17 protein-coding genes and 1 riboswitch are annotated in these 21,021 nt (G+C 59.7%); of the genes, 10 read left to right on the top strand and 7 right to left on the bottom strand.

Annotated elements, in window-relative coordinates:
• Positions 1–59: 59 nt before the first annotated feature.
• Both ABTW55_RS24185 and ABTW55_RS24180 read left to right on the top strand, forming a co-directional pair.
• Positions 60–887, top strand: coding sequence for an AraC family transcriptional regulator (locus ABTW55_RS24185; protein WP_043147510.1), 828 nt, complete (start codon positions 60–62; stop codon positions 885–887).
• 98 nt (positions 888–985) lie between these two features.
• Positions 986–1,954 carry a DMT family transporter gene (locus tag ABTW55_RS24180; protein WP_039566009.1) on the top strand — a complete coding sequence of 323 codons (969 nt, stop codon included), beginning with the start codon at positions 986–988 and terminating at the stop codon, positions 1,952–1,954.
• A gap of 27 nt (positions 1,955–1,981) precedes the next feature.
• Here ABTW55_RS24180 and fusA read toward each other — a convergent pair whose 3' ends face one another.
• Both fusA and ABTW55_RS24170 read right to left on the bottom strand, forming a co-directional pair.
• On the bottom strand, positions 1,982–4,087 hold the full coding sequence (gene fusA / locus ABTW55_RS24175; RefSeq protein ID WP_033648394.1) for an elongation factor G: 2,106 nt from the start codon (positions 4,085–4,087) through the stop codon (positions 1,982–1,984).
• A gap of 237 nt (positions 4,088–4,324) precedes the next feature.
• On the bottom strand, positions 4,325–4,573 hold the full coding sequence (locus ABTW55_RS24170; RefSeq protein ID WP_004938127.1) for a DUF883 family protein: 249 nt from the start codon (positions 4,571–4,573) through the stop codon (positions 4,325–4,327).
• Positions 4,574–4,794: 221 nt separating this feature from the next.
• Between ABTW55_RS24170 and ABTW55_RS24165 the strand changes: the two genes are divergently transcribed.
• Entirely contained in the window at positions 4,795–6,291 is a 1,497-nt protein-coding gene (locus ABTW55_RS24165; protein WP_060421185.1) for an alpha/beta hydrolase, read from the top strand.
• Between the two features lie 32 nt (positions 6,292–6,323).
• Here ABTW55_RS24165 and ABTW55_RS24160 read toward each other — a convergent pair whose 3' ends face one another.
• From ABTW55_RS24160 to ABTW55_RS24145, 4 genes are all read right to left on the bottom strand, one after another.
• Complete coding sequence (locus tag ABTW55_RS24160) at positions 6,324–7,361, bottom strand: ABC transporter ATP-binding protein (RefSeq protein WP_033653102.1); 1,038 nt, start codon at positions 7,359–7,361, stop codon at positions 6,324–6,326.
• Positions 7,358–8,941, bottom strand: coding sequence for an iron ABC transporter permease (locus ABTW55_RS24155; protein WP_060421183.1), 1,584 nt, complete (start codon positions 8,939–8,941; stop codon positions 7,358–7,360). Before ABTW55_RS24155 ends, ABTW55_RS24160 begins: the two co-directional genes overlap by 4 nt.
• Positions 8,942–8,974: 33 nt before the next feature.
• Positions 8,975–9,991 carry an iron ABC transporter substrate-binding protein gene (locus tag ABTW55_RS24150; RefSeq protein WP_041035205.1) on the bottom strand — a complete coding sequence of 339 codons (1,017 nt, stop codon included), beginning with the start codon at positions 9,989–9,991 and terminating at the stop codon, positions 8,975–8,977.
• A 275-nt stretch (positions 9,992–10,266) separates the two neighbouring features.
• Positions 10,267–10,842 carry a hypothetical protein gene (locus tag ABTW55_RS24145; RefSeq protein WP_033653105.1) on the bottom strand — a complete coding sequence of 192 codons (576 nt, stop codon included), beginning with the start codon at positions 10,840–10,842 and terminating at the stop codon, positions 10,267–10,269.
• 709 nt (positions 10,843–11,551) lie between these two features.
• Between ABTW55_RS24145 and ABTW55_RS24140 the strand changes: the two genes are divergently transcribed.
• The 6 genes from ABTW55_RS24140 (at position 11,552) to ABTW55_RS24115 (ending at position 16,947) form a co-directional block, all read left to right on the top strand.
• Positions 11,552–11,821: a hypothetical protein gene (locus ABTW55_RS24140; protein WP_033643162.1), complete on the top strand. Its 270-nt coding sequence runs from the start codon at positions 11,552–11,554 to the stop codon at positions 11,819–11,821.
• 175 nt (positions 11,822–11,996) lie between these two features.
• Positions 11,997–13,616, top strand: a complete 1,620-nt coding sequence (locus tag ABTW55_RS24135; RefSeq protein WP_060421176.1) for an ABC transporter substrate-binding protein — start codon at positions 11,997–11,999, stop codon at positions 13,614–13,616.
• Positions 13,617–13,758: 142 nt separating this feature from the next.
• Positions 13,759–13,932: riboswitch (M-box (ykoK) riboswitch) on the top strand.
• Positions 13,933–14,009: 77 nt separating this feature from the next.
• A complete protein-coding gene (locus ABTW55_RS24130; protein WP_033653108.1) occupies positions 14,010–15,032 on the top strand; it encodes a magnesium transporter in 1,023 nt (340 codons plus the stop codon).
• Positions 15,033–15,162: 130 nt separating this feature from the next.
• Positions 15,163–15,255, top strand: coding sequence for a protein MgtS (gene mgtS, locus ABTW55_RS24125; protein WP_004938109.1), 93 nt, complete (start codon positions 15,163–15,165; stop codon positions 15,253–15,255).
• Between the two features lie 109 nt (positions 15,256–15,364).
• Complete coding sequence (locus tag ABTW55_RS24120) at positions 15,365–15,544, top strand: hypothetical protein (RefSeq protein WP_033634607.1); 180 nt, start codon at positions 15,365–15,367, stop codon at positions 15,542–15,544.
• A gap of 26 nt (positions 15,545–15,570) precedes the next feature.
• Positions 15,571–16,947, top strand: a complete 1,377-nt coding sequence (locus tag ABTW55_RS24115) for a cation diffusion facilitator family transporter (protein WP_033653109.1) — start codon at positions 15,571–15,573, stop codon at positions 16,945–16,947.
• Here ABTW55_RS24115 and ABTW55_RS24110 read toward each other — a convergent pair.
• Positions 16,890–17,735 carry an inositol monophosphatase family protein gene (locus tag ABTW55_RS24110; protein WP_060421172.1) on the bottom strand — a complete coding sequence of 282 codons (846 nt, stop codon included), beginning with the start codon at positions 17,733–17,735 and terminating at the stop codon, positions 16,890–16,892. The two genes, ABTW55_RS24115 and ABTW55_RS24110, sit on opposite strands and share 58 nt — an antisense overlap.
• A gap of 178 nt (positions 17,736–17,913) precedes the next feature.
• Between ABTW55_RS24110 and ABTW55_RS24105 the strand changes: the two genes are divergently transcribed.
• A complete protein-coding gene (locus ABTW55_RS24105; protein WP_060431863.1) occupies positions 17,914–21,018 on the top strand; it encodes an efflux RND transporter permease subunit in 3,105 nt (1,034 codons plus the stop codon).
• The last annotated feature ends 3 nt before the right edge of the window (positions 21,019–21,021 follow it).

Below are 21,021 nucleotides of genomic sequence, written 5' to 3'. Positions count from 1 at the left end.
CTCAACCGGCGATGTTTTGGCTATGCTGAGCAGATTGTCAGCACGGACGAGGAGGTCGAGTGCAAGGGGTACCGCAACAGTTTCCGTTCGAGAAGGATTGCGCGCAGTTCCGCCATTTGTCGCATCTGCCGGGCGTCGAACTCTATCAGGCGCACATTGAGCGCTATGCCTTCGAGCCGCATACCCACGACGCCTTCGCTATCGGCACCGTAGACGCCGGGGCGGAGCGTTTCCGCTATCGCGGCGCGCAGCATCTGGCGGCGCCGGGCGCGCTGGTACTGATGAACCCCGACGAGCTGCATACCGGCGAAGCCGAAACGCCGGGCGGCTGGTGTTACCGCATGCTCTATCTGGCGCCCGAGGCGCTGGAGCAGCTGTCCGGCGATCGGAGCCAGTGGTTCACCGATGCGGTGCGCCACGATCCGCGGGCGGCGCAGCGCCTGTCCGCCATTCTCGCCACGCTGTGGCAAACCGACGATCCGCTTACGCTGGACGGCCTGCTGTTGGAGGCTGTCGAGCTGTTGCACCCGCATATCCGCACCGGGCAGCGGGAAAAAGCCGAGGCGGCGCACCGTTTCGAGGTGGTGAAAAGCTACCTGCACGATAACTTCGCCGAGGCGGTGACCCTCAATCAGCTGGCCGAGCTGGTGTCGCTCAGCCCGTACCATTTTCTGCGCAAGTTCAAGGGCGAATACCACGTTTCGCCACAGCAAATGCTGATGGCGATCCGGCTGTCGCAGGCCAAACGCATGCTGGAGCGTGGCATGCCCGCCGCACAGGTGGCGGCGGCGGCGGGGCTGACCGATCAGGCGCACCTGACGCGCGCCTTCGCCAATCGTTACGGCGTCACGCCGGTGCGTTTCCAGAAACAGGTGAAATTGGGTTAAAACAGCAACCTGCTACAATAATTCCTCCCCGCGTTTTCGCTACTCTGCCGCTGTCTTGTCGGGCGGGTTGGCCGCGCCGGCCGTTTGTCGGAGTCGTTATGTTCATTGGCGTTGTGTTTGCCCTGGCCGCCGGGCTGATGTGGGGATTGATCTTCGTCGGCCCGCTGCTGGTGCCGGATTATCCCGCCGCGCTGCAGTCCACCGGGCGCTATCTGGCCTTCGGGCTGATCACCTTGCCGCTGGCCTGGCTCGATCGTCGCCGCCTGCGCAAGCTGCGGCGCCAGGATTGGCTGGAGGCGCTCAAGCTGACGGCCATCGGCAACCTGCTGTACTACCTGTGCCTGGCCAGCGCCATTCAGCGTACCGGCGCACCGGTGTCGACCATGATCATCGGCACCCTGCCGGTGGTGATCGCCCTCTGCGCCAATCTGTTTTACGGCCGGCACGACGGGCGACTGGCCTGGGGCAAGCTGGCGCCGGCGCTGCTGCTGATCGTCTGCGGGTTGGCGTGCGTGAACGTCGCCGAGCTGCGCGGCAATGCGCTGCCGGTCGACGGCTGGCGCTATCTCAGCGGCCTGGGGCTGGCCGTGTTGGCGGTGGCGTGCTGGACCTGGTTCCCGCTGCGCAACTCGCGCTGGCTGCGGGAAAACCCGACGCAGCGGCCGGCCACCTGGGCCACGGCGCAAGGGCTGGTGACGCTGCCGCTGGCGCTGCTGGGCTATCTGGCGGTCTGCGGCCAATTGGCGCTGAGCGAACCGGCGTTCGCCTTGCCGTTCGGCCCGCGCCCCGAGGTGTTTATCCCGCTGATGCTGGTCATCGGCGTGTTCTGCTCCTGGCTGGGGGCGCTGTGCTGGAACGAAGCCAGCCAGCGGCTGCCGACGGTGTTGGTGGGGCCGCTCATCGTGTTCGAAATTCTGGCGGGGTTGGCCTATACCTTTCTGCTGCGCCAGGCCTGGCCGCCGCTGCTGACGCTGGCCGGCATCGTCTGCCTGATCGCCGGCGTGGTGTACGCCATGCGCATCAAGCCGCAGCCGGTGGTGGTGGCGCTGGAAGACAAGCAGGGGTGACGCCCGCCGCGAAGGCGGGCGCGAGGGTTAACGCTTGCTGTGGTGAATGATCTCTTCGGCCACGTTGCGCGGCGCTTCGGCGTAGTGGCTGAATTCCATGGTGTAGGTGGCGCGGCCCTGCGACATCGAACGCAGGGTGGTCGAGTAACCGAACATCTCGGACAGCGGCACCTTGGCGCGGATTTCCTTGCCGCCGCCGCCCGGGATCTCTTCCATGCCCTGCACCAGACCGCGGCGTGAGGAGAGGTCGCCCATCACGTTGCCGGCGTAATCTTCCGGCGTTTCCACCTCCACCGACATGATCGGCTCAAGGATCACCGGATCCGCCAGGCGGCAGGCGTCTTTGAAGCCGAAGATCGCCGCCATGCGGAACGCCTGTTCCGACGAGTCGACGTCATGGTAAGAACCGAAGGTCAGGTGCACCTTGACGTCTACCACCTGATAACCGGCCAGCACGCCGTTGTTCAGCGCCTCAAGCACGCCTTTTTTCACCGCCGGGATAAACTCGCCCGGAATGACGCCGCCCTTGATCTCATCGAAGAACTCGAAGCCTTTGCCGGGTTCGTTCGGTTCGACGGTCAGCACCACGTGGCCGTATTGCCCTTTACCGCCGGACTGGCGCACAAACTTGCCTTCCACGTCGGCCACCCGTTTGCGGATGGTTTCGCGGTACGACACCTGCGGCTTGCCGGTGGTGGTCTCCACCCCGAATTCGCGGCGCATGCGATCGACGATAATCTCCAGGTGCAGCTCGCCCATGCCGTAGATAAGGGTCTGGCCGGATTCTTCATCGGTGCGCACGCGGAACGACGGATCTTCCGAAGAGAGGCGCTGCAGCGCGATGCCCATTTTCTCCTGGTCGCCCTTGGTCTTCGGCTCGATCGCCTGGGCGATCACCGGCTCGGGGAAGGTCATGCGTTCCAGCGTGATGATGGCGCCGGGGTCGCACAGCGTATCGCCGGTGGTGACGTCCTTCAGGCCGACGCAGGCGGCGATGTCGCCGGCGTGCAGCTCGTCGATGTCCTTACGATCGTTGGCGTGCATCTGCACGATGCGGCCGATGCGCTCCTTTTTGCCCTTGATCGGGTTGTAAACGCTGCTGCCTTTGGCCAGCACCCCGGAGTAGACGCGCACGAAGGTCAGCTGGCCGACGAACGGGTCGGTCATCAGCTTGAACGCCAGCGCCGAGAATTTTTCATTATCGTCGGCTTTGCGGGTGATGATTTCATCATGTTCGCCGTGGCCTTCCATCGGCGGCACGTCGAGCGGCGAGGGCATCAGCTCGATCACCGCATCCAGCATGCGCTGCACCCCTTTGTTGCGGAACGCCGAGCCGCACAGCATCGGCTGGATTTCGCCGGCGACGGTGCGCACCCGCAGCCCGTGGACGATCTCCTCTTCGCTCAGTGGCACCTGGTTGAGGTATTTTTCCATCAGCTCTTCCGAGGCTTCGGCGGCGGCCTCAATCATGTTTTCGCGCCACTCCTGCGCCGAATCGCGCAGCTCGGCCGGGATCTCTTCGAAGCTGAAGTTCATGCCCTGCGAGGCTTCGTCCCACAGAATGGCCTTCATCCGCACCAGATCCACCACGCCGCTGAAGTGGTCTTCGGCGCCGATCGGAATAACGATCGGCACCGGGTTGGCCTTCAGGCGTTCGATCATCATTTTGCGCACGCGGAAAAAGTCCGCGCCGATGCGGTCCATCTTGTTGACGAATGCCAGCCGCGGCACCTTGTATTTATTGGCCTGGCGCCAGACGGTTTCCGACTGCGGCTGCACGCCGCCCACCGAGTCATAGACCATCACGGCGCCGTCCAGCACGCGCATCGAACGCTCCACTTCAATGGTGAAATCGACGTGGCCGGGGGTGTCGATGATATTGATGCGGTGCTGCGGATAATTATGCTGCATGCCGTTCCAGAAGCAGGTGGTGGCCGCCGAAGTGATGGTGATGCCGCGTTCCTGTTCCTGCGCCATCCAGTCCATGGTCGCCGCGCCGTCATGCACTTCACCCAGCTTGTGGCTGACCCCGGTGTAAAACAGAATCCGCTCGGTGGTGGTGGTCTTGCCGGCATCGATATGCGCGGAGATGCCGATATTGCGGTAACGTTCGATAGGGGTGGTGCGAGCCATAATCAACCTTTCTTAGCCGCGTGAAGGAGAGCGGCTTAAACAGCATGGATAATGGTGATAATCCTCATAGGGTTATCTGCCGGATCGCAGAGCCTCGCTCTGGTCACAAACTAATCGTAGTTGAAGGCGTTGGTTTTTTTAAGCGATGGCTGTGATAGATGAAAGTTAGCAAGCAGGTGGAGGAGAGGGCGAAAAAAAGGCCCGTAACGGGCCTGTTGTCGAGCGGCGAATTCGCCGTTATTTGCGTCCCAGCAAGAAGCCGAAAACGATGCCGACCGCCGCCGCAACGGCCACGCCGGCCAGCGGGTTGGCTTCCACCTGGGTTCTTACGCTGTCCGCTGCGTCTCGGGCGGCATAGCTGGCCTGGGAGGCGTATTTGCGCGCCGCGCCGCGCACCTGATGCTCCGGCGAATCGACGGCTTTGCCGAACGCTTCTTCTACCGCGCCTGCGGCTTCATTGGCTTTGTCTTCCGCTTTTCCAAACATGCTGCTCTCCTGTTCCTTGTGGGTTAACGAACCTTAAGCCTAGCAGGTGAACGGCACTTTTTGCAGCATTCTGTGCGTTATAAGAGCAATCTGAGCAAAGAAAAGTCTTGCCGGGCGCGCGGTGACGGCTTCACCCGCGCGGTTTTTTGTGTTCTATTGGCTAGCGGTTTAACCGAGTACCGTTAACCTTTGACCGATTCGTTGCGTTGAAAGGACTCCCCATGTCAGTACTGCGTATTCTGGCGCTGCTCGCCGCGACCGCCGCCGCATTGCCCGCCCAGGCCAGGCCTGCGGCTCACGGCGCGGCGGCCGAGAACGGCATTCGTTGGCAATCTTGTCTCAACAGCGGCTTTCAACGCTGGTTCGATGAGCCGCCGCCGCCGGGGCTGCGCTGCGGCTACCTTGAAGCGCCGCTGGCGTACGCTACGCCTCCTGCTCATGCGGCGCGGGCGGGCGAACAGACCGTGCGGCTGGCGCTGACCCTGCTGCCCGCTACCGGGCCGAAAAAGGGCAGCGTGGTGATGATCAGCGGCGGGCCGGGTCTGCCGGGCATTAACCCTTATTTGGGCAACGACGCCCACGTCGCCAGACTGCGAAAATCCTACGACATCATCGGTTACGATCCGCGCGGCGTCGGCCAATCGACGCCGAAAATCTCCTGCCAGCTGGCCGAAGGCGACGAAACCCCGTCACCGGACGACAACGACGTGGCCGGTGCGGAAAGCCAGACGCGCACCCTGATTGCCGCCTGTATCAAACAGACCGGCGCGGACGTGCTGCAACATATCGGCACCGACGAAGCGGTCAACGATCTGAATGCGATCCGCCACGCGCTGGGCGAACCGGGGCTGACGGCGGTGGCGTACTCTTACGGCACCAAGGTGGCGGCGCTGTATGCCGAGCGTTTTCCGAAGAAAACGCGCGCGCTGGTGCTCGATGGGGTGGTGGATCTGGCGGAAGACGATTTCACCCAGCGCATGAATCAGGAGCGGGGCTTCCAGCAAAGCTTCCTGCGCTTCGCCGCCTACTGTGGAAAAACCGACAGCTGCCAGCTGGGTGGCGGCGCCAATCAGGCGCTGCAGCGCTATCACGCCTTGCTGCGCAAGCTGCATGAGCAGCCGTTCGTCACCGCGGCGGGGTATGAAATCTCCGCCGACGACGTGCTGACGGTCACGCGTTCGCTGCTGCTGTGGCCGGAGCGCTGGCACGAGCTGGCGACCGTGCTGCGCCAGCTCGATGCCGGCATCGCCGGGCAGCAGGTTTCCGATCTGATCGACGAAAGCTATTCGCCGGATGCCGATGACGCCCTGAACGTCATCACCTGCGCCGACGTCGCCAACCCGACGGCCGATCCGCAGCAGTTGCGCCGGCAGCGACAGGAGATCAATACCGCCGCTTTGTATGCCCACTATCTGCCGCTGCACGAATACCCGCTGGAGATGTGCGATCTGTGGCCGTATCGCGGCAAAGATCGGCCGCACACGCCGGTGGCGTCCGCCGCGCTGCCGCCGCTGCTGTTCGTCGCCCAGCGCTACGATCCGACCACGCCGTACCGCAATGCGCAGGTGATGGCCGCCGCCTTTAAAAGCCCGCTGATCACCCGCGAACGCGACGGGCATACGCTGGCGCTGAACGGCATCGACAGCTGCGTTGACGAAAGCGTAGTGGATTATCTGCTGGCGCCGAAAAAGCCGCGTCGCGACAAAATTTGCCGTTGAGGAGACCGGGCGTTGGCCCGGTCTTAAGTGAGTCAACCGGCGAAAATATGCGCCTGGCCCATCACGTTGAGATTGACCTGAGAACCGGGCTGCAGGCCTTCGCGGCTGACGGTTTTGATCTCGATTTGCGCGCCGCCGGCGGCCATTTGCAGGTTGAGTGTAGAGACGAAGCCGGCGAAATCGATGCCGGTGATCACCGCCTGGCCGCGCTGCGCCGGATCTGACAAACCGATTTGAATCTGCTCCGGGCGCAGCATGATGCGCGCCGGGCCGCTGCGTTGCCGATCGTCGACGGCGATGCGCCCCAATGCGCAGTCGGCCCAGCCGTGCGCCAGTTCGGCGGTCAACACCAGCGTTTCGCCAAGGAAGCTGGCGGTCGGCTCATCGACCGGCCGCAGATAGAGATCTTGCGGCGCGCCCACCTGCGCCAGCCGGCCGTTGCGCATCACCGCTACCTGATCGGCGAACGACAGCGCTTCGCTCTGATCGTGGGTAACAAGAATCGACGCCACCTTGGCCTCCGTCAGCAGTTCGGCGACCGCTTTGCGGGTGGCGGCGCGCAGGCCGGTATCCAGCGCCGAGAACGGTTCGTCCAGCAGCATCAAACGGGGCTGCTGCGACAGGGCACGCGCCAGCGCGACCCGCTGTTGCTGCCCGCCGGACAGCTCGTGCGGCCACAGAGCGGCCAGACGGCGGTCCAGCGCCACCATCTCCATCAGCGCCTCGATGCGCCGCTGTTTCTCACGCTTGCTGCCTGTAAGGCCAAAACCGATGTTGCCGGCGACGGTAAAGTGCGGGAACAGCGCGCCATCCTGCGGAACGAAGCCGATGCCGCGCAGATGCGCCGGCACCCAGCCGCCGCCGTTGCCCATGGCTTGCCCCTGCAGCAGGATCTGGCCGCCGTCGGGAATTTCAAAGCCGGCGATGATGCGCAGCAGGGTGGTTTTGCCGGAGCCGGAAGGGCCGACGATCGCCGTGCGGCTGCCGGCGGCAACCTGCAGGTCGATGCGTTCCAGCACCCTGATGGCGTTATAAGATTTTTCGATACCGTGCAGTTCGAGCGTGCTCATAGTCCCGCCGTGCGTTTAGATTGAGAATAAAGAAGCCAGGTGAGCGGCAATGACAGCGCCACCATAATCAGCGCATAAGGCGCGGCGGCGACATAGTCTATCTCGCTGGTCAGCGCCCAAAATCCGGTGGCCAACGTGCGGGTGCCGTTCGGCGCCAGCAGCAGCGTGGCGGTCAACTCATTGGCGATTGCCAGGAACACCAGCGCCGCGCCTGCCGCGGCACCCGGCGCCGCCAGTCGCAAGGTGGTGCTCCACAGCGCCTGCGCCGGCGATTTGCCGAGGCTGCGCGCCACGTTTTCCAATTCCACCGGCGCCTGTGCGATGCCGGCACGCAGATTGATCAGCGCCCGCGGCATAAACATCAGCAAATAGGCCAGCAGCAGGGTGATTTCGGTTTGGTAAATCGGCCGGAAGCTGTGAATGGTGATGGTCACCAGCGCCAACGCCACCACGATGCCGGGCAGCGAGCTGGTTACGTAGTTACAGCCTTCCAGCACGCGGTACAGCCGGGCTGGATAGCGCACCGACAGCCAGGCCATCGGAATGGCGCACAGCGTGATCAGCAACGCGCCGACGGCGGACAGCGACAGCGTTTGCCACAGCGCAGGCCACAGGTCGGCGTTGCGCCACGCCTCCCATCCGCCCAGCCACAGCCAGCGGGCCAGGGTGATGAAAGGTACGCCCAGCGCCAGCGCGGTCAGCGAAATCGGCAGCAGCAGCGCCAGCGCGGCGAGCGGCAGCGAAAGGCGACGCGGCGTTTGGCTGCGGGCGCTGCCGGAACCAACGCGGGCATAGCGCGCGCGGCCGCGGCTGAGAGCCTCAAGCAACAGCAGCCCGAGGCAGCACAGCACCAATACGCCGGCCAGCATGTTGGCCGCCGGGCCGTTGAAGGTCGACTGGAACTGATCGAAGATCGCGGTGGTGAAGGTATCGAAGCGGATCATGGCATACAGGCCATACTCCGCCAGCAGGTGCAATGCGATCAGCAACGAACCGCCCCAGACCGCCAGCTTCAGCTGCGGCAGCACCACGCGAAAAAACACCGCCGGCGGCCGGGAACCGAGCGAGGTGGCGACGTCTTCGATGCCGGGATCCAGACGGCGCAGCACGGCGGCGGCCGGTAGGTAAATGAACGGGAAATAGGCGAGCACCGAGATGAAGACCCCGGCGCCCAGGCCGTGCATCGACGGCACCAGGCTGATCCAGGCATAGCTTTGCACAAAGGCCGGCACCGCCAGCGGCGCGGTGGCCAGTACCGCCCAGAGGCGGCGGCCCGGCAGCGTAGTGCGCTCGGTCAACCAGGCCAGGGCTACGCCCAGCACGGCGCAGATCGGCAGCGTCAACACCACCAACAGCAGGGTGTTCAACAGCAGTTCCGCCACGCGCGGGCGGAAAACCAGAGCTTTGACCGTTTGCCAGCCGGTTTCAAACGCCACGCCGATAACGAATCCCAGCGGCAGCAGCGCCAGCAGCGACAGCAACACGGCGGTGGCCACCACGATCGCCCCCGGCCGCGGGTGACGGGGGGCAATAGAATAACGCCGCGCGGTCTGCGCGGCGTGGGTACTCAGGTTTGACATAACGATCAAAAACTCTCGGTTTGCCGGCCTGCCTTACAGCAGACCCGCCTCGGTCATCAGTTCGACCACTTTTTTACCGTTCAGCTGCGCAGCGTCTACTTTCGGCGCGTCCAGATCTTTCAGCGGCACCAGTTTCGGGTTGGAGGCCGCGCCGACGCCGACGGCGTATTCGAAAGCGTTGTTGGTGCGCAGGATCTCCTGGCCCTGTTTGCCGGTGATCCACTTGATGAACGCCTGCGCCTGCTGTTGATGCTTGCTGGAAGCCAGCACGCCGCCGCCGGAGATGCTGACGAACGCGCCCGGATCCTGATGTTTGAAGTAATACAGCTTGATGTTATTGCTGTTTTCGCCGGTTTTTGCGCCGTCTACGAACGGGTAGTAGTGATAGATCACGCCGCTGTCGACCTGGCCGGCATTGACCGCTTTCATCACCGTGCTGTTGCCCTTATAGGCGGTGAAGTTGGTTTTCATCGCTTTCAGCCACTCCAGCGTTGCTTTTTCACCTTTCAGCGCCAGCAGCGCGCTGACGATCGCCTGGAAATCGGCGCCCGACGGCGAGGCGGCCCAGCGGCCTTTCCATTCCGGCTTGGCCAGATCCAGCAGCGACTTCGGCAACTGCGCGTCGGTCAGTTTAGCCGGGTTGTAGACGAACACGGTCGAGCGGGCGGCGATGCCGGTCCAGCGGCCGTGGCTTGGGCGATACTGCGGTTCCACCTGGGCCAGCGTCGCGGCGTCCAGCGGGGCGAATAGCTTGGCGTTATCCACCAACACCATCGCCGGGGAGTTTTCCGTCAGGAACACGTCGGCAGGCGAAGCGCTGCCTTCCTGCACCAACTGATTGCCCAGCTCGCTGTCGCCGCCGTTGCGCAGCGTGACCTTGATGCCGGTGTCTTTGGTAAACCCATCGACCCAGGATTTCACCAGGTTTTCATGTTGGGCGTTGTAAATGACGATGCCCTGGTCGGCGGAGGCCGCCTGAGCGCCGAAGGCCAGCATCATCGAGGAGGCGAGCAGGGCGACGGGGCCGAGAGATGAAATACGCAGCTTCATGCAGTTATCCTTTTTAGCGTTCGAATGAGGAAAACGAATATCGCCTGGCAAGCGCAAGCAGGCCGATTTTAGCCAAGAACATCAATAATGATAGTGAAAACGATTCGTATTAAATTATTTTTGACGATCGCTCACAAAATGAATTGCCTTAAGGATAAGTTAAGTTTCGGCTGGAATAATCTGTATTGATTGCCTGAATAGAATTGGGACATGTTATCTCACAGTGAGCGGCCAACCTGCCATCGCAGGCGGCCGCCCGTCAGGCTTGCTTCTTGTCACGCCGGCACAAACTCACCGTTGCCGACGCCAAAGAATTGCCCGTTGATGCTGCCTGCGTACTGCGGCGGATGAACCAAAGAGGTCAGCACCCGACCATTCTCCAGCAGCGTCAGGACGATCGAACCGGGGTTGATGGCCAATTGCAGGGTTAACGGAACGCCGATCAGATTTTCGGCATCGGGCACGGTGCCTTGCAAATAGATTGTCGGGATGTTGATGTTACCGTCTGAGCCGGTGCCGGTGGCCTGGCCGATAAAACGCACCGATGTACCGCTTGATGGGGCATTGGGACCAATATTGGCGAGCTGTGCGGAAATTTGCACGGTCTCCGCATGTGGCGCGCAACCACACCCGCATCCACAACCCTGGAAGCTGAAGTAGCCGCAGATATTTTGTTGGCACCCGCATCCACACAAGGATTGCGGATGCACTTGCTGGTTGAACGCCGGTTTCAATTGCGGATGTTGGTTGAGCAGCGCCTGTCGGCTCTGCACTTCCGCGTTATAGGCGTCACGTGATTGTTTATTCAATGTGTTAGCCTGTTCAGGCGTAATATCTTGCAATGAAGGCATAGGTAAACTCCTGTGATTTTTGCTGAGTCAGTCTGAAGTGCATATCACGCTGAATCCGGTTAACCACCAGACAGGTAATTGCATCTGAATGGAAATAGTCATTGCCCTCGAAGGAAAACGGTATGGCAAGCAGACCGTTGCATCCTATCCTCACGGCAAGTTTTTATATTTCCTGTTTGCTCTTTCGGTAATTATTTTTGATTCAATCATTCGCCAGTTATTGGTTTTATAACCGGCGGTGGCTTCATGTATATCTCGAAGCCATTTAAAGGTAGTTAGGTGTTATGGAGATATCAAGAGGGGTTTTTAATGTTATTTTTAAATTGAAATGCTACTGATTTCTTCTGTCTATTATTTTGGTGTTAACCTTTTCTTGCAACCAATTAATTAATATGGATTAAGTGGTTATTATATTTCATCTCGTTGATTTATATTGAATTGTTTTGTCATTATCTTTTTTTGTAAATATTCTCAGTGTATTCATGGAGGTGACGGGTAAGTGTGGATTTACATTTGACTTACATCAGTTCCTTGTCAACGCTGTAATGGCAATTAAGCTGTTGCAATGTTGACGTCTTGTTATCGATTGGCGTTCTTTTTCTTCAGTCTTTTCATATCGTTCTTCAGCGTTTCGTTCAGGTATTAATAACACGGGCTGTCAACGCGAATGACGAATCATATTCAATAAGAAATCGTGAGAGAGGTACCTATGTCTAATGGACCGTTTTATACCAATCCTATCGTGGTCATCGATGTAGCTAATGATTGCGTGCATGTGGAGATGGCGATCGATGGAGGATTATACGAAAACGTGTTTCCGCTGTCGGTAGCGGCTAATGAACCCTATCCGAAATTGCTGGTGAATCTGGCGATCCAGGCACAGGCGAGCGGTAAATCCTTAATGGTGTGGGGGGAACCCGGCCCAGAGCCGGTTAAAGGCCTGCCGCTGTTTGGTATCACGACCGTGAACATCAAGTAGAGGACGGCAACGCACATTGTGTTTGAAAGCGAAAAGCGCGGTGAGGGATATTTCTTTGATAATGAAAGAAATTCAACACCGCTTTTGGTTATGACTCATAGCGATTAATGATTTAATTTATTCCACTGCCTCATTGCATATTGAACGCGATAAAACACTAATCAGGGATATCGACGTGAAATATTCATTTAATGGCAGTAAATTGGCTGGTTTAATCCTCCTGGCTTTTAACGTGGCGATCGCTCAGGCGGCCGAGGTGCCAGCGGGCGCTAAACTGGCGCCGGTACAGGAATTGGTGCGTGCCAACGGGTATGAACCGGCGACGCTGGATCCGAACCTGGCCGAGAGCAATGTGGAGTTCTACATCTTTAACGATCTGTTCGAAGGGCTGCTGCGCGTCGGTAAAGACGGCGAAGCGGTCCCGGCGCTGGCGCAGAAATGGGAGCATCAGGGCAACGTCTGGATCTTCCATCTGCGGCCGCAGGCCAAATGGTCGAACGGCGATCCGGTGACCGCCGACGATTTTGTCTACAGCTGGCGGCGCCTCACCGATCCGAAAACCGCGTCGCCGTACGGCAGCTATCTGGCTTCGGCCTACGTGCTGAATGCCGCGGCGATCAACGCCGGCAGCAAACCGCCGAGCGAGCTGGGCGTCAAGGCGCTGGACGCGCACACCCTGCAAGTGACGCTGTCGGAGCCCAACTCCTACTTGCTCAAGCAGCTGGTGCATTTTCCGGTCTTGCCGGTTAACCGCAAGGTGGTGGAGCGGTACGGCAAGAACTGGACTCAACCGGCGCATTTTGTCGGCAACGGCGCATTTCGCCTCAGCCAGTGGGTGGTGAACGAAAAGGTGGTGGTGGAGCGCAATCCGCAGTATTGGGACAACGCCAACACCGTGCTCAACAAGGTGACGTTCTTACCGATACAGGGGTTCCCGGAAGTGGCGCGTTTTCGCGCCGGTGAGGTTGAGTTGGGGTATACCACGCCGCCGGAGCTGTATCAGCAGCTGAAAAAAACGCTCGGCGAGCAACAGCTGGTGACCTATCCGCTGCTCTCCACCAGTTACTTCGCCTTCAACAATCGCCAGGCGCCATTTAACGACCTGCGGGTGCGCCAGGCGCTGAATCTGGCGCTCGACAAAGAGATTATCGCCGGCAAGGTGCTGGGATACGGCCAACAGCCGGCCTGGACCTTTACCCCAACGGGGGCGGGTGGCTATAGCCTGCCGCCCGGCGCTGCGGCCGGCTGGACGCCGGAACAGCGGCACGCCCAGGCGAAGCAGTTGCTGGCGCAGGCCGGTTTCAACGCCGAGAATCCGCTGCGCTTTACCGTGCTGTACAGCAACGACGCCACCATCAAGAAGATCGTCATCGCCGCCGCCGCCATGTGGAAAAAGAACCTTGGGGTAGAAGCCCGCTTGCAAAGCCAGGAGCGTAAAGTGACGCTGGATAATATCAACCGCGGGCAGTACGGCGTGGCCTTTACCCGCTGGCTGGCGGACTATAACGATCCGTCTACTTTTCTGAACGTGTTCCGTTCCGACAGCAGCGAGAACAGCGCCAAATACCATAACCCGGACTATGACCGCATTCTGCACCAGGCGACGGCGGCGCAGACGCCGCAGCAGGTGCAGCAATACTTCCAGCAGGCCGAGGCGGTGCTGGCCGCCGATACGCCGGTGGCGCCGGTGTACTACGAGGCCAACGCCACGCTCATTAAACCTTACGTGAAGGGGATCGACTTTACCCGCCAGGGCGCCTTGTACGATAAAAACGTCTACCTTCTCGAGCACTGAGAAATATAAAAGCGGCTGATTTATATCAGCCGTTTTTATAGATTCGTGTTTAATAACATTATCCTAAATACTCCATAAACGACGGGCAATCTTTTCTTCCCGCCGGATAAAACACCGCCTATACTGCGCCGGTAGTTTATATGCAGTATCTCGTTTGGCGAGGCTCCTATACAAACACAGGTTACTGATCTGACGACATCGAGAGATGCCCAAGGTTAAGACAGGCTTTATCGGATTAAGGTTCAGCCCAAAGTAACTTCCGAGCAACAATTCGGATACGTTGTATAGTGCTAAAACCTGGACGCGGAGATAGGCAGTCTGCACTCCCCCTCTGTGGTTACGCCCCTATGCGATTCGCTGTTGAAGTTCAAAACAGAAATAGGGACTGACAAAATGATAAAGTCACATCAACACTATTCTTCTCCGGCGCTGAGCGCGACTGAAACTCTCGACGAGACATCGGTCGCCGGCTATATGAACGCCGATTTTATTACCGTTCCCGCGACGATGACGGTCAATCATGCCCGGGAATATTTACTTTCACAGCTTAAAACGGATGAAATTCCCACCCGGGTATTTATTACCGCGGACGATTATCATCTGCGCGGCACACTGTCGGTGAAAAAACTGCTGCAGTGCGACGAGCAGGATAAAGCGGTCGGCGTGATGATGGATCACAGCTATTTTCAGGTTTCACCCGACGACGATCGCAACGACGTGGCGCATCTGCTCGGCAAGGGCGGCCTGGACGTGGTGCCGGTCGTGGCGAACAACACGCTGGTCGGCGTGCTGGGGGAGCGAGAGATCGCCCGGCTGGTCGAGGCTGAAAACACCGAAGACGCGCAGCGCCAGGGCGCGAGCCTGCCGCTGGACAAGCCTTATCTGGAGACCAGCCCGTGGGCGCTGTGGCGCAAACGCTCGGTGTGGCTGCTGATGCTGTTCGTCGCCGAGGCTTACACCGGCAACGTGCTCAAGGCGTTTGAAGAGCAACTCGAAGCGGCGATCGCGCTGGCGTTCTTTATCCCGCTGCTGATCGGCACCGGCGGCAACAGCGGCACCCAGATCACCTCGACGCTGGTGCGCGCCATGGCGCTGGGCGAGGTCAGCCTGCGCAATCTTGGCGCGGTGATCCGCAAAGAGGTCACGACCTCGCTGCTGATCGCCGTCACCATTGGCCTGGCGGCCTGGGTGCGCGCCTGGATCATGGGCGTCGGCATGGAGGTGACGCTGGTGGTCAGCCTGTCGCTGGTGGCGATCACCGTGTGGAGCGCGATTGTCTCGTCGATCATTCCGATGCTGTTGAAACGGCTCGGCATCGATCCGGCGGTGGTGTCGGCGCCGTTTATCGCCACCTTTATCGACGGCACCGGCCTGATTATTTATTTCAAAATTGCCCAGTACGTTTTGGGGATTTAAATGGTTCCCGCTCTAAAAGGGCGGGAGTGTGACAAAAAAGAGGAGGACGTTAAAAAATATGGATACCGACCAACCCCGATATTTAACGCGAGGGGATTTTATCGATAACATTTAACCTGAGGAAAAAACAATGGGAAACATGACTATTTTTATGGGATTCCTGGCAATGATCAGCTCACTGGGCCTGTTGGCGGCCTATATGAGCACCAAATGGGATGATTGATGAACGCAAAAGATCCGCCTAGATGCATCCTCCCCGTAACCGTTATTTATTATGGGGAGGATTTTTAGCGGCGCGCCGAACGCGCGGCCTGATACGGGAGTTGATAATAATGACGATTCTTATTCTGGGATTGCTCTACGCCATTTTAATGATCTCGGTTGGCGTTAATGAGATTTATTTTTATTCCACCGGAAAATCCAATTTTCTTACTAGCCTCATGCTGACATTCTCTGGCAGTATGCTGCTGATCGCCGTTGTCTGGCAATTATCCTCTAAAATAAAAAAATAAATCACCGTCCGAATGTGAGCAGCATAATGCAGAATGAAAAACAGGCCGTGGCCAGAAACTCGATGATCGCCAGCGGGTTACTGGCCACGGGCAAATTTGTCGCCGGCATTTTTACCGGCAGTATTGGCCTGATATCCGAAGGGATCCACTCTTTCACCGATTTTATCGCCACCAGCATCACCTGGCTGGCGGTGCGCATCAGCGATAAGCCCGCCGATGACGATCACCACTTCGGCCACGGCAAGGTGGAAAACCTGGCGGCGCTGTTCGAGGTGCTGCTGTTGCTGGGCGCCGCCGGTTGGATTGTCTATGAGGCGGGCAGCAGCCTGCTCGGGCAGCCGCATGAGATCGTCGCCGCGCCGGTGGTGATCGCGGTGCTGCTGATTTCCATCTGCGTCGATTTCTTCCGCGTGCGGGCGCTCAACCGCGTCGCCAAAGCGACCGACAGCGCGGCGCTGGAAGCGGATGCGCTGCATTTCTTCTCCGACATGCTTTCGTCCGGCGTGGTGCTGCTGGGCATGGTGTTTGTGCTGCTGGGCTTTGGCCGCGCGGACGCCATCGCCGCGCTGATCGTCGCCGGCTTTATCTTTGTCGCCGCGATCAAACTGGGTAAACGCTCCTTCGATTCACTGATGGATGCCGCGCCGGCCGGGGCTACTGAGGCTATCCGCGCCACGCTGGCAAGTTTTCCGGCGGTGCTGGCCTGCGACAGCGTGCGCATTCGCAATGCCGGCGCGGTGCTGTTCGTCGAGATCACGGTGGCGGTGTGCCGCACCTTGCCGCTGGAGCGCATCGACGCGCTGAAGCGAGAGATCGTCGAGCGACTGCGGGAGCACTACGCCAGGGCGGAATTCACCGTCATCGCGGTGCCGCAGACCCGCAGCGATGAAGACATGGCGACGCGCATTCGGGCGATCGCCGCCAACCACGGCGCGCAGGTACAGAATGTGACCTTGCAGCAGCTGCCGACGCGCATGGCGATCGGCATGGATTTGGCGGTGCCGGCCAACGCCAGCGTGGCGCAGGCGCATGACATCGCCACGGAGATAGAGGGGATCCTGCGCCAGGCGATCGGTGAAGACACCGAGATAGAGACGCACCTGGAGCCGCAGACGCCGCACTGGCTGACCAGCGAGGATGTCGAGGCGACGGAGCTGGCCGATATTCGGCGGATCCTGCAGTCGGCGCTGGAGCGAGGGGAGAACGTGCAGGACGTACACAACGTCCGCGCGCGCAAGAGCGACGGCGGCATCATCGTCAACTTCCACTGCCGGGTGTCGCCGGCGGTGACCATCGCCGCCGCGCACGATGCGGTCGATCGGGTCGAGCGCCGGCTGCGCGCGCTTTATCCGGCCATCACGCGCGCGATAGGGCACGTCGAGCCGATCAAGCCCGGCATATGAATCAGCTCGGCCAACTGCGGGTAGAGCGCCGCGTTGGCCAGCAGCAGCGGGTTGCCGCGCCGCAGCCCGTCGTTGTGCATAAAGTCATTCGCCACGCCGCCGGCTTCGCGCGTCAGCACCCACCCAGGCAGGCTGTCCCAGGCGTTCATATGCGGTTCGTAATAGCCCAGCAGCCGCCCGGCGGCCACCTGGGCGGTCATCAACGCGCCGGAGCCGCTGCGCACGAACATCCCGCCCGCCTGCAGCAGGCGACAGAGAAAGCCGCTGAATTCCGCCGCCGAGGCGCGCGGGGAAATCCCGACGCCCATCACGCCATCCGCGACGCTGCGCCCGGCATGCACAGCGATCGGCTCCCCATTGAGAAAGGCGCCGCCGCCGCGACAGGCGCGGAACATCTCGCGGTGGTTGGGATCGTAGACCACGCCTATCGTCGGCTCGCCGTCGATCACCACGCCTATCGCGATACACCAGGTATGCAATCCGTTCAGGAAGCAGGCGGTGCCGTCAATCGGATCGACGACCCAAATGCAGGCGGCATTCTCGCCGGCGCTGCCGCTTTCCTCGCCGAGAAACCCATCCTGGGGAAAACGGCGGCTGATCATGCGGCGGATTAGCGCTTCGACGCGGCGATCGGCCTCGCTGACCACGTCCTGCAGCCCCTGTTTGAAGTCGATGGCCAGGGTTTGCCGCCGTTGATAAAAGCTGAAGGCGAGATCGGCGGCGGCGCGGGCGATCTCACGCGCGAAGCGGTAGCGCGCCTCGATGTCCCGTGGGGAAAGTGAAGTCATGGCGGCAATGTTCCGAACAAAGTTTAGCGTGCAGGGTGCCATAGTCAGATGACAATACGGTGTTGATTCCTGCTTGATTTCAGGTTTGATTTAATTTATTTACTTTACTGTAAAGTAATTGGCGTCATTAAATGCATCATCAAAGCATCCGTAAGCGAGATAATCAGAGGAGTCAGGCATGCTAGCGCATTTTTTTGTCTTTCGACCGGTATTTGCGGCCGTGCTGGCCATCTGCATTATGGCGGCGGGCGCACTGGCGCTCTGGACATTGCCGGTTGAGCAATATCCCGACATCGCCCCACCTGGCGTCACGGTGACCGCCAATTACCCTGGCGCTTCGGCCAAAACGGTAGAGGACAGCGTAACTCAGATTATCGAACAGCAAATTAAAGGGATCGATGGCCTGTTGTATTTCTCATCAACCAGCAGTTCGGCGGGTCAGGCTCGCATCAGCCTTAGCTTCGAACAACAAACCGACCCGGACATTGCTCAGGTTCAAGTGCAAAATGCGGTCAATCAGGCAACGTCGCGATTGCCGCAAGAAGTGCAGCAGCAAGGGATCACGGTGACAAAATCGCAGGGCGATAGCCTAATGGTAGTCGCCCTGTACGACACGCAAGGCCGCATGGACAGCGTTGATATCAATGATTTTCTGGTCAGTTCGCTGCAAGATCCGCTGAGCCGGGTGGATGGCGTCGGGGAGACGACGGTATTTGGCGCTCAATATGCGATGCGCGTTTGGCTCAATCCGATCAAGTTGAGCGGTTATGGCCTGATGCCATCTGACGTGCAAGCCGCGATAGAAGCGCAAAATGCCCAGGTCACCAGCGGTGAGATCGGCGCATTGCCTACGATGGATGGCCAGGCGTTGAACGCGACCGTGACCACGCAATCGCGGCTGGAAACGCCGGAGCAGTTTGAGAATATTATTCTGCGCACCAATACCGACGGTTCGGCGGTGTATTTGCGCGATGTTGCGCGCGTGGAGATCGGTGCGGAAAACTATCAAAACCAAACGCGCCTCAACGGGTACCCAGCGGCCGGCATATCGATTCAACTGGCCTCCGGCGCCAATGCGCTGGAGGTTGCCGAACGGGTGCGGGCTGAAGTGGAGCGCATGGCGCCGCAGTTTCCGCCGGGGCTGCAGGTGGCTTATCCGCGTGACAGCACGCCGTTCGTACTGGTGTCCATTGAAGGCGTCGTGCAAACCTTGTTGGAAGCGATCGCGCTAGTGATTGTGGTGATGTATCTGTTTTTGCAAAATTGGCGCGCCACATTGATCCCCGCCATTACGGTACCCGTAGTGCTGCTCGGCACTTTCGGCATTTTGGCGCTGTTGGGTTACAGCGTAAACACCTTGACACTGTTCGCCATGGTGCTCGCGATCGGCCTGTTGGTGGATGACGCGATAGTGGTGGTTGAGAACGTTGAGCGCGTGATGGAGGAAGCGCAATTGCCGCCGCGCGAGGCGACGTTGCATTCGATGCGGGAGATCAATGGTGCGCTGATCGGCATCGCGCTGGTACTTTCGGCGGTATTTGTTCCGATGGCATTTTTCGGCGGTTCAACCGGCATAATCTACCGACAGTTTTCCATCACGCTCGTCGCTGCGATGGTGCTGTCGGTGTTGGTGGCGTTGACCTTGACGCCGGCATTGTGCGCCGGTTTGCTAAAACCGTCGGTGCAGCGGCCGCGCAGCCATTTTTTTCGCGGCTTTAACCGCCTGGTGGAATACGGACAGCGGCGTTATGGGTTGGGATTGAACCATGTGATGGCGCGCAAAGGGCGTTTTTGCATGTTGGCGCTGCTGCTGGTCGGTTTCATGATCTGGCAATATCTGCGGATGCCTACCGGTTTTCTCCCAGTCGAGGATCAGGGCTCGGTAATGGTCCAGTTTTCTCTGCCGCCAGGCGCTCCGATGGCCAGAACGCAACAGACTGCTGACGCTATCGCCGACTATTTCATGACCGCCGAACGGGACAACCTGAATGTGATCTTCATGGTTGTCGGGCGCAATAACGCCGGCAGTGGTCAGAATGTCGGCATGGCGTTTGCCGAACTTAAACATTGGTCGCTGCGCAGCGGTAATGAGAATAACGCGCTGGCGATTATTAGCCGCGCCAATCGCCATTTCAAAAGCTATCGCGACGCGCAGATCAATGTGTTGTCGCCGCCGGCGGTGCGCGGATTGGGGCAGTCCAGTGGATTTGAACTGTGGTTACAGGATCAAAACGGCGTTGGGCATGACGCACTGCAAGCTGCGCAGAGGCAAGTGATCGCCGCCGCTGCCGAAGATCCGTTGTTAACGGCGGTGCGCATCAATGGCCTCGAAGATAAAGCACAATTGCAGGTCGATATCGATCAGCAAAAGGCCAGCGCACAAGGGCTGCAGCAGGCTGACATCACCAACACGCTTTCTGCCGCCTGGGGGGGCGCTTATATTAACGATTTTATCGATCGCGGCCGCGTAAAGCGGGTCTACATGCAGGGGGACGCGGCCTGGCGATCGGCGCCGGATGATATCGATAATTGGTTCGTACGTGGTGAAAGCGGCAGCATGGCGTCCTTTGCCAGCTTCGCGACTACGCGTTGGCTCTCAGGGCCACAAATGCTGCAGCGCTTTAACGGGCTGTCGGCCACGCAGTTACAGGGGACGGCAGCCGAGGGCGAAAGCTCCGGCACCGCGATGGCGCGTATGCAGAGCATTATCGGCGGTGTAGACGGTTACCGCCTTGAGTGGAGCGGGCTCTCATATCAGGAGCAATTGGCCGCCGGGCAAACATTGCTGGTATATCTGGCTTCGGTGTTGTTCATTTTCCTCTGCCTGGCCGCGCTGTACGAGAGTTGGTCTATACCATTGTCCGTAATGCTGATCATTCCCCTCGGGATTATCGGAGCCGTTGTCGCTGCGCGCCTTGCGGGGTATGAAAACGATATTTACTTCCAGGTGGGAATGTTGGCGACGATTGGTCTGTCGGCGAAAAACGCTATCCTGATCGTCGAGTTTGTTGAAACACGGCTCAAAGCGGGATCCGCTTTGTTGCAGGCGACCCTGGAAGGGGCGCGACTGCGTCTGCGGCCCATCGTGATGACCTCATTGGCGTTTGTCGCGGGTGTGATCCCCCTGGCGCTTTCTGTCGGTGCCGGGGCCGCCAGCCGGCGCGAAATCGGGATTGCGGTGATCGGCGGCATGATTTCTGGCACACTGCTGACATTATTGTTCGTACCGTTGTTTTTTGTTCTGACCAAACAAGGGTTGGCACGACTTAAGGCGCGAAAATGAGCC

This window comes from Serratia sp. SM04, assembly GCF_040280225.1.
Classification (GTDB): domain Bacteria; phylum Pseudomonadota; class Gammaproteobacteria; order Enterobacterales; family Enterobacteriaceae; genus Serratia; species Serratia sarumanii.
This window is presented reverse-complemented; position numbering and strand designations above follow the sequence as displayed.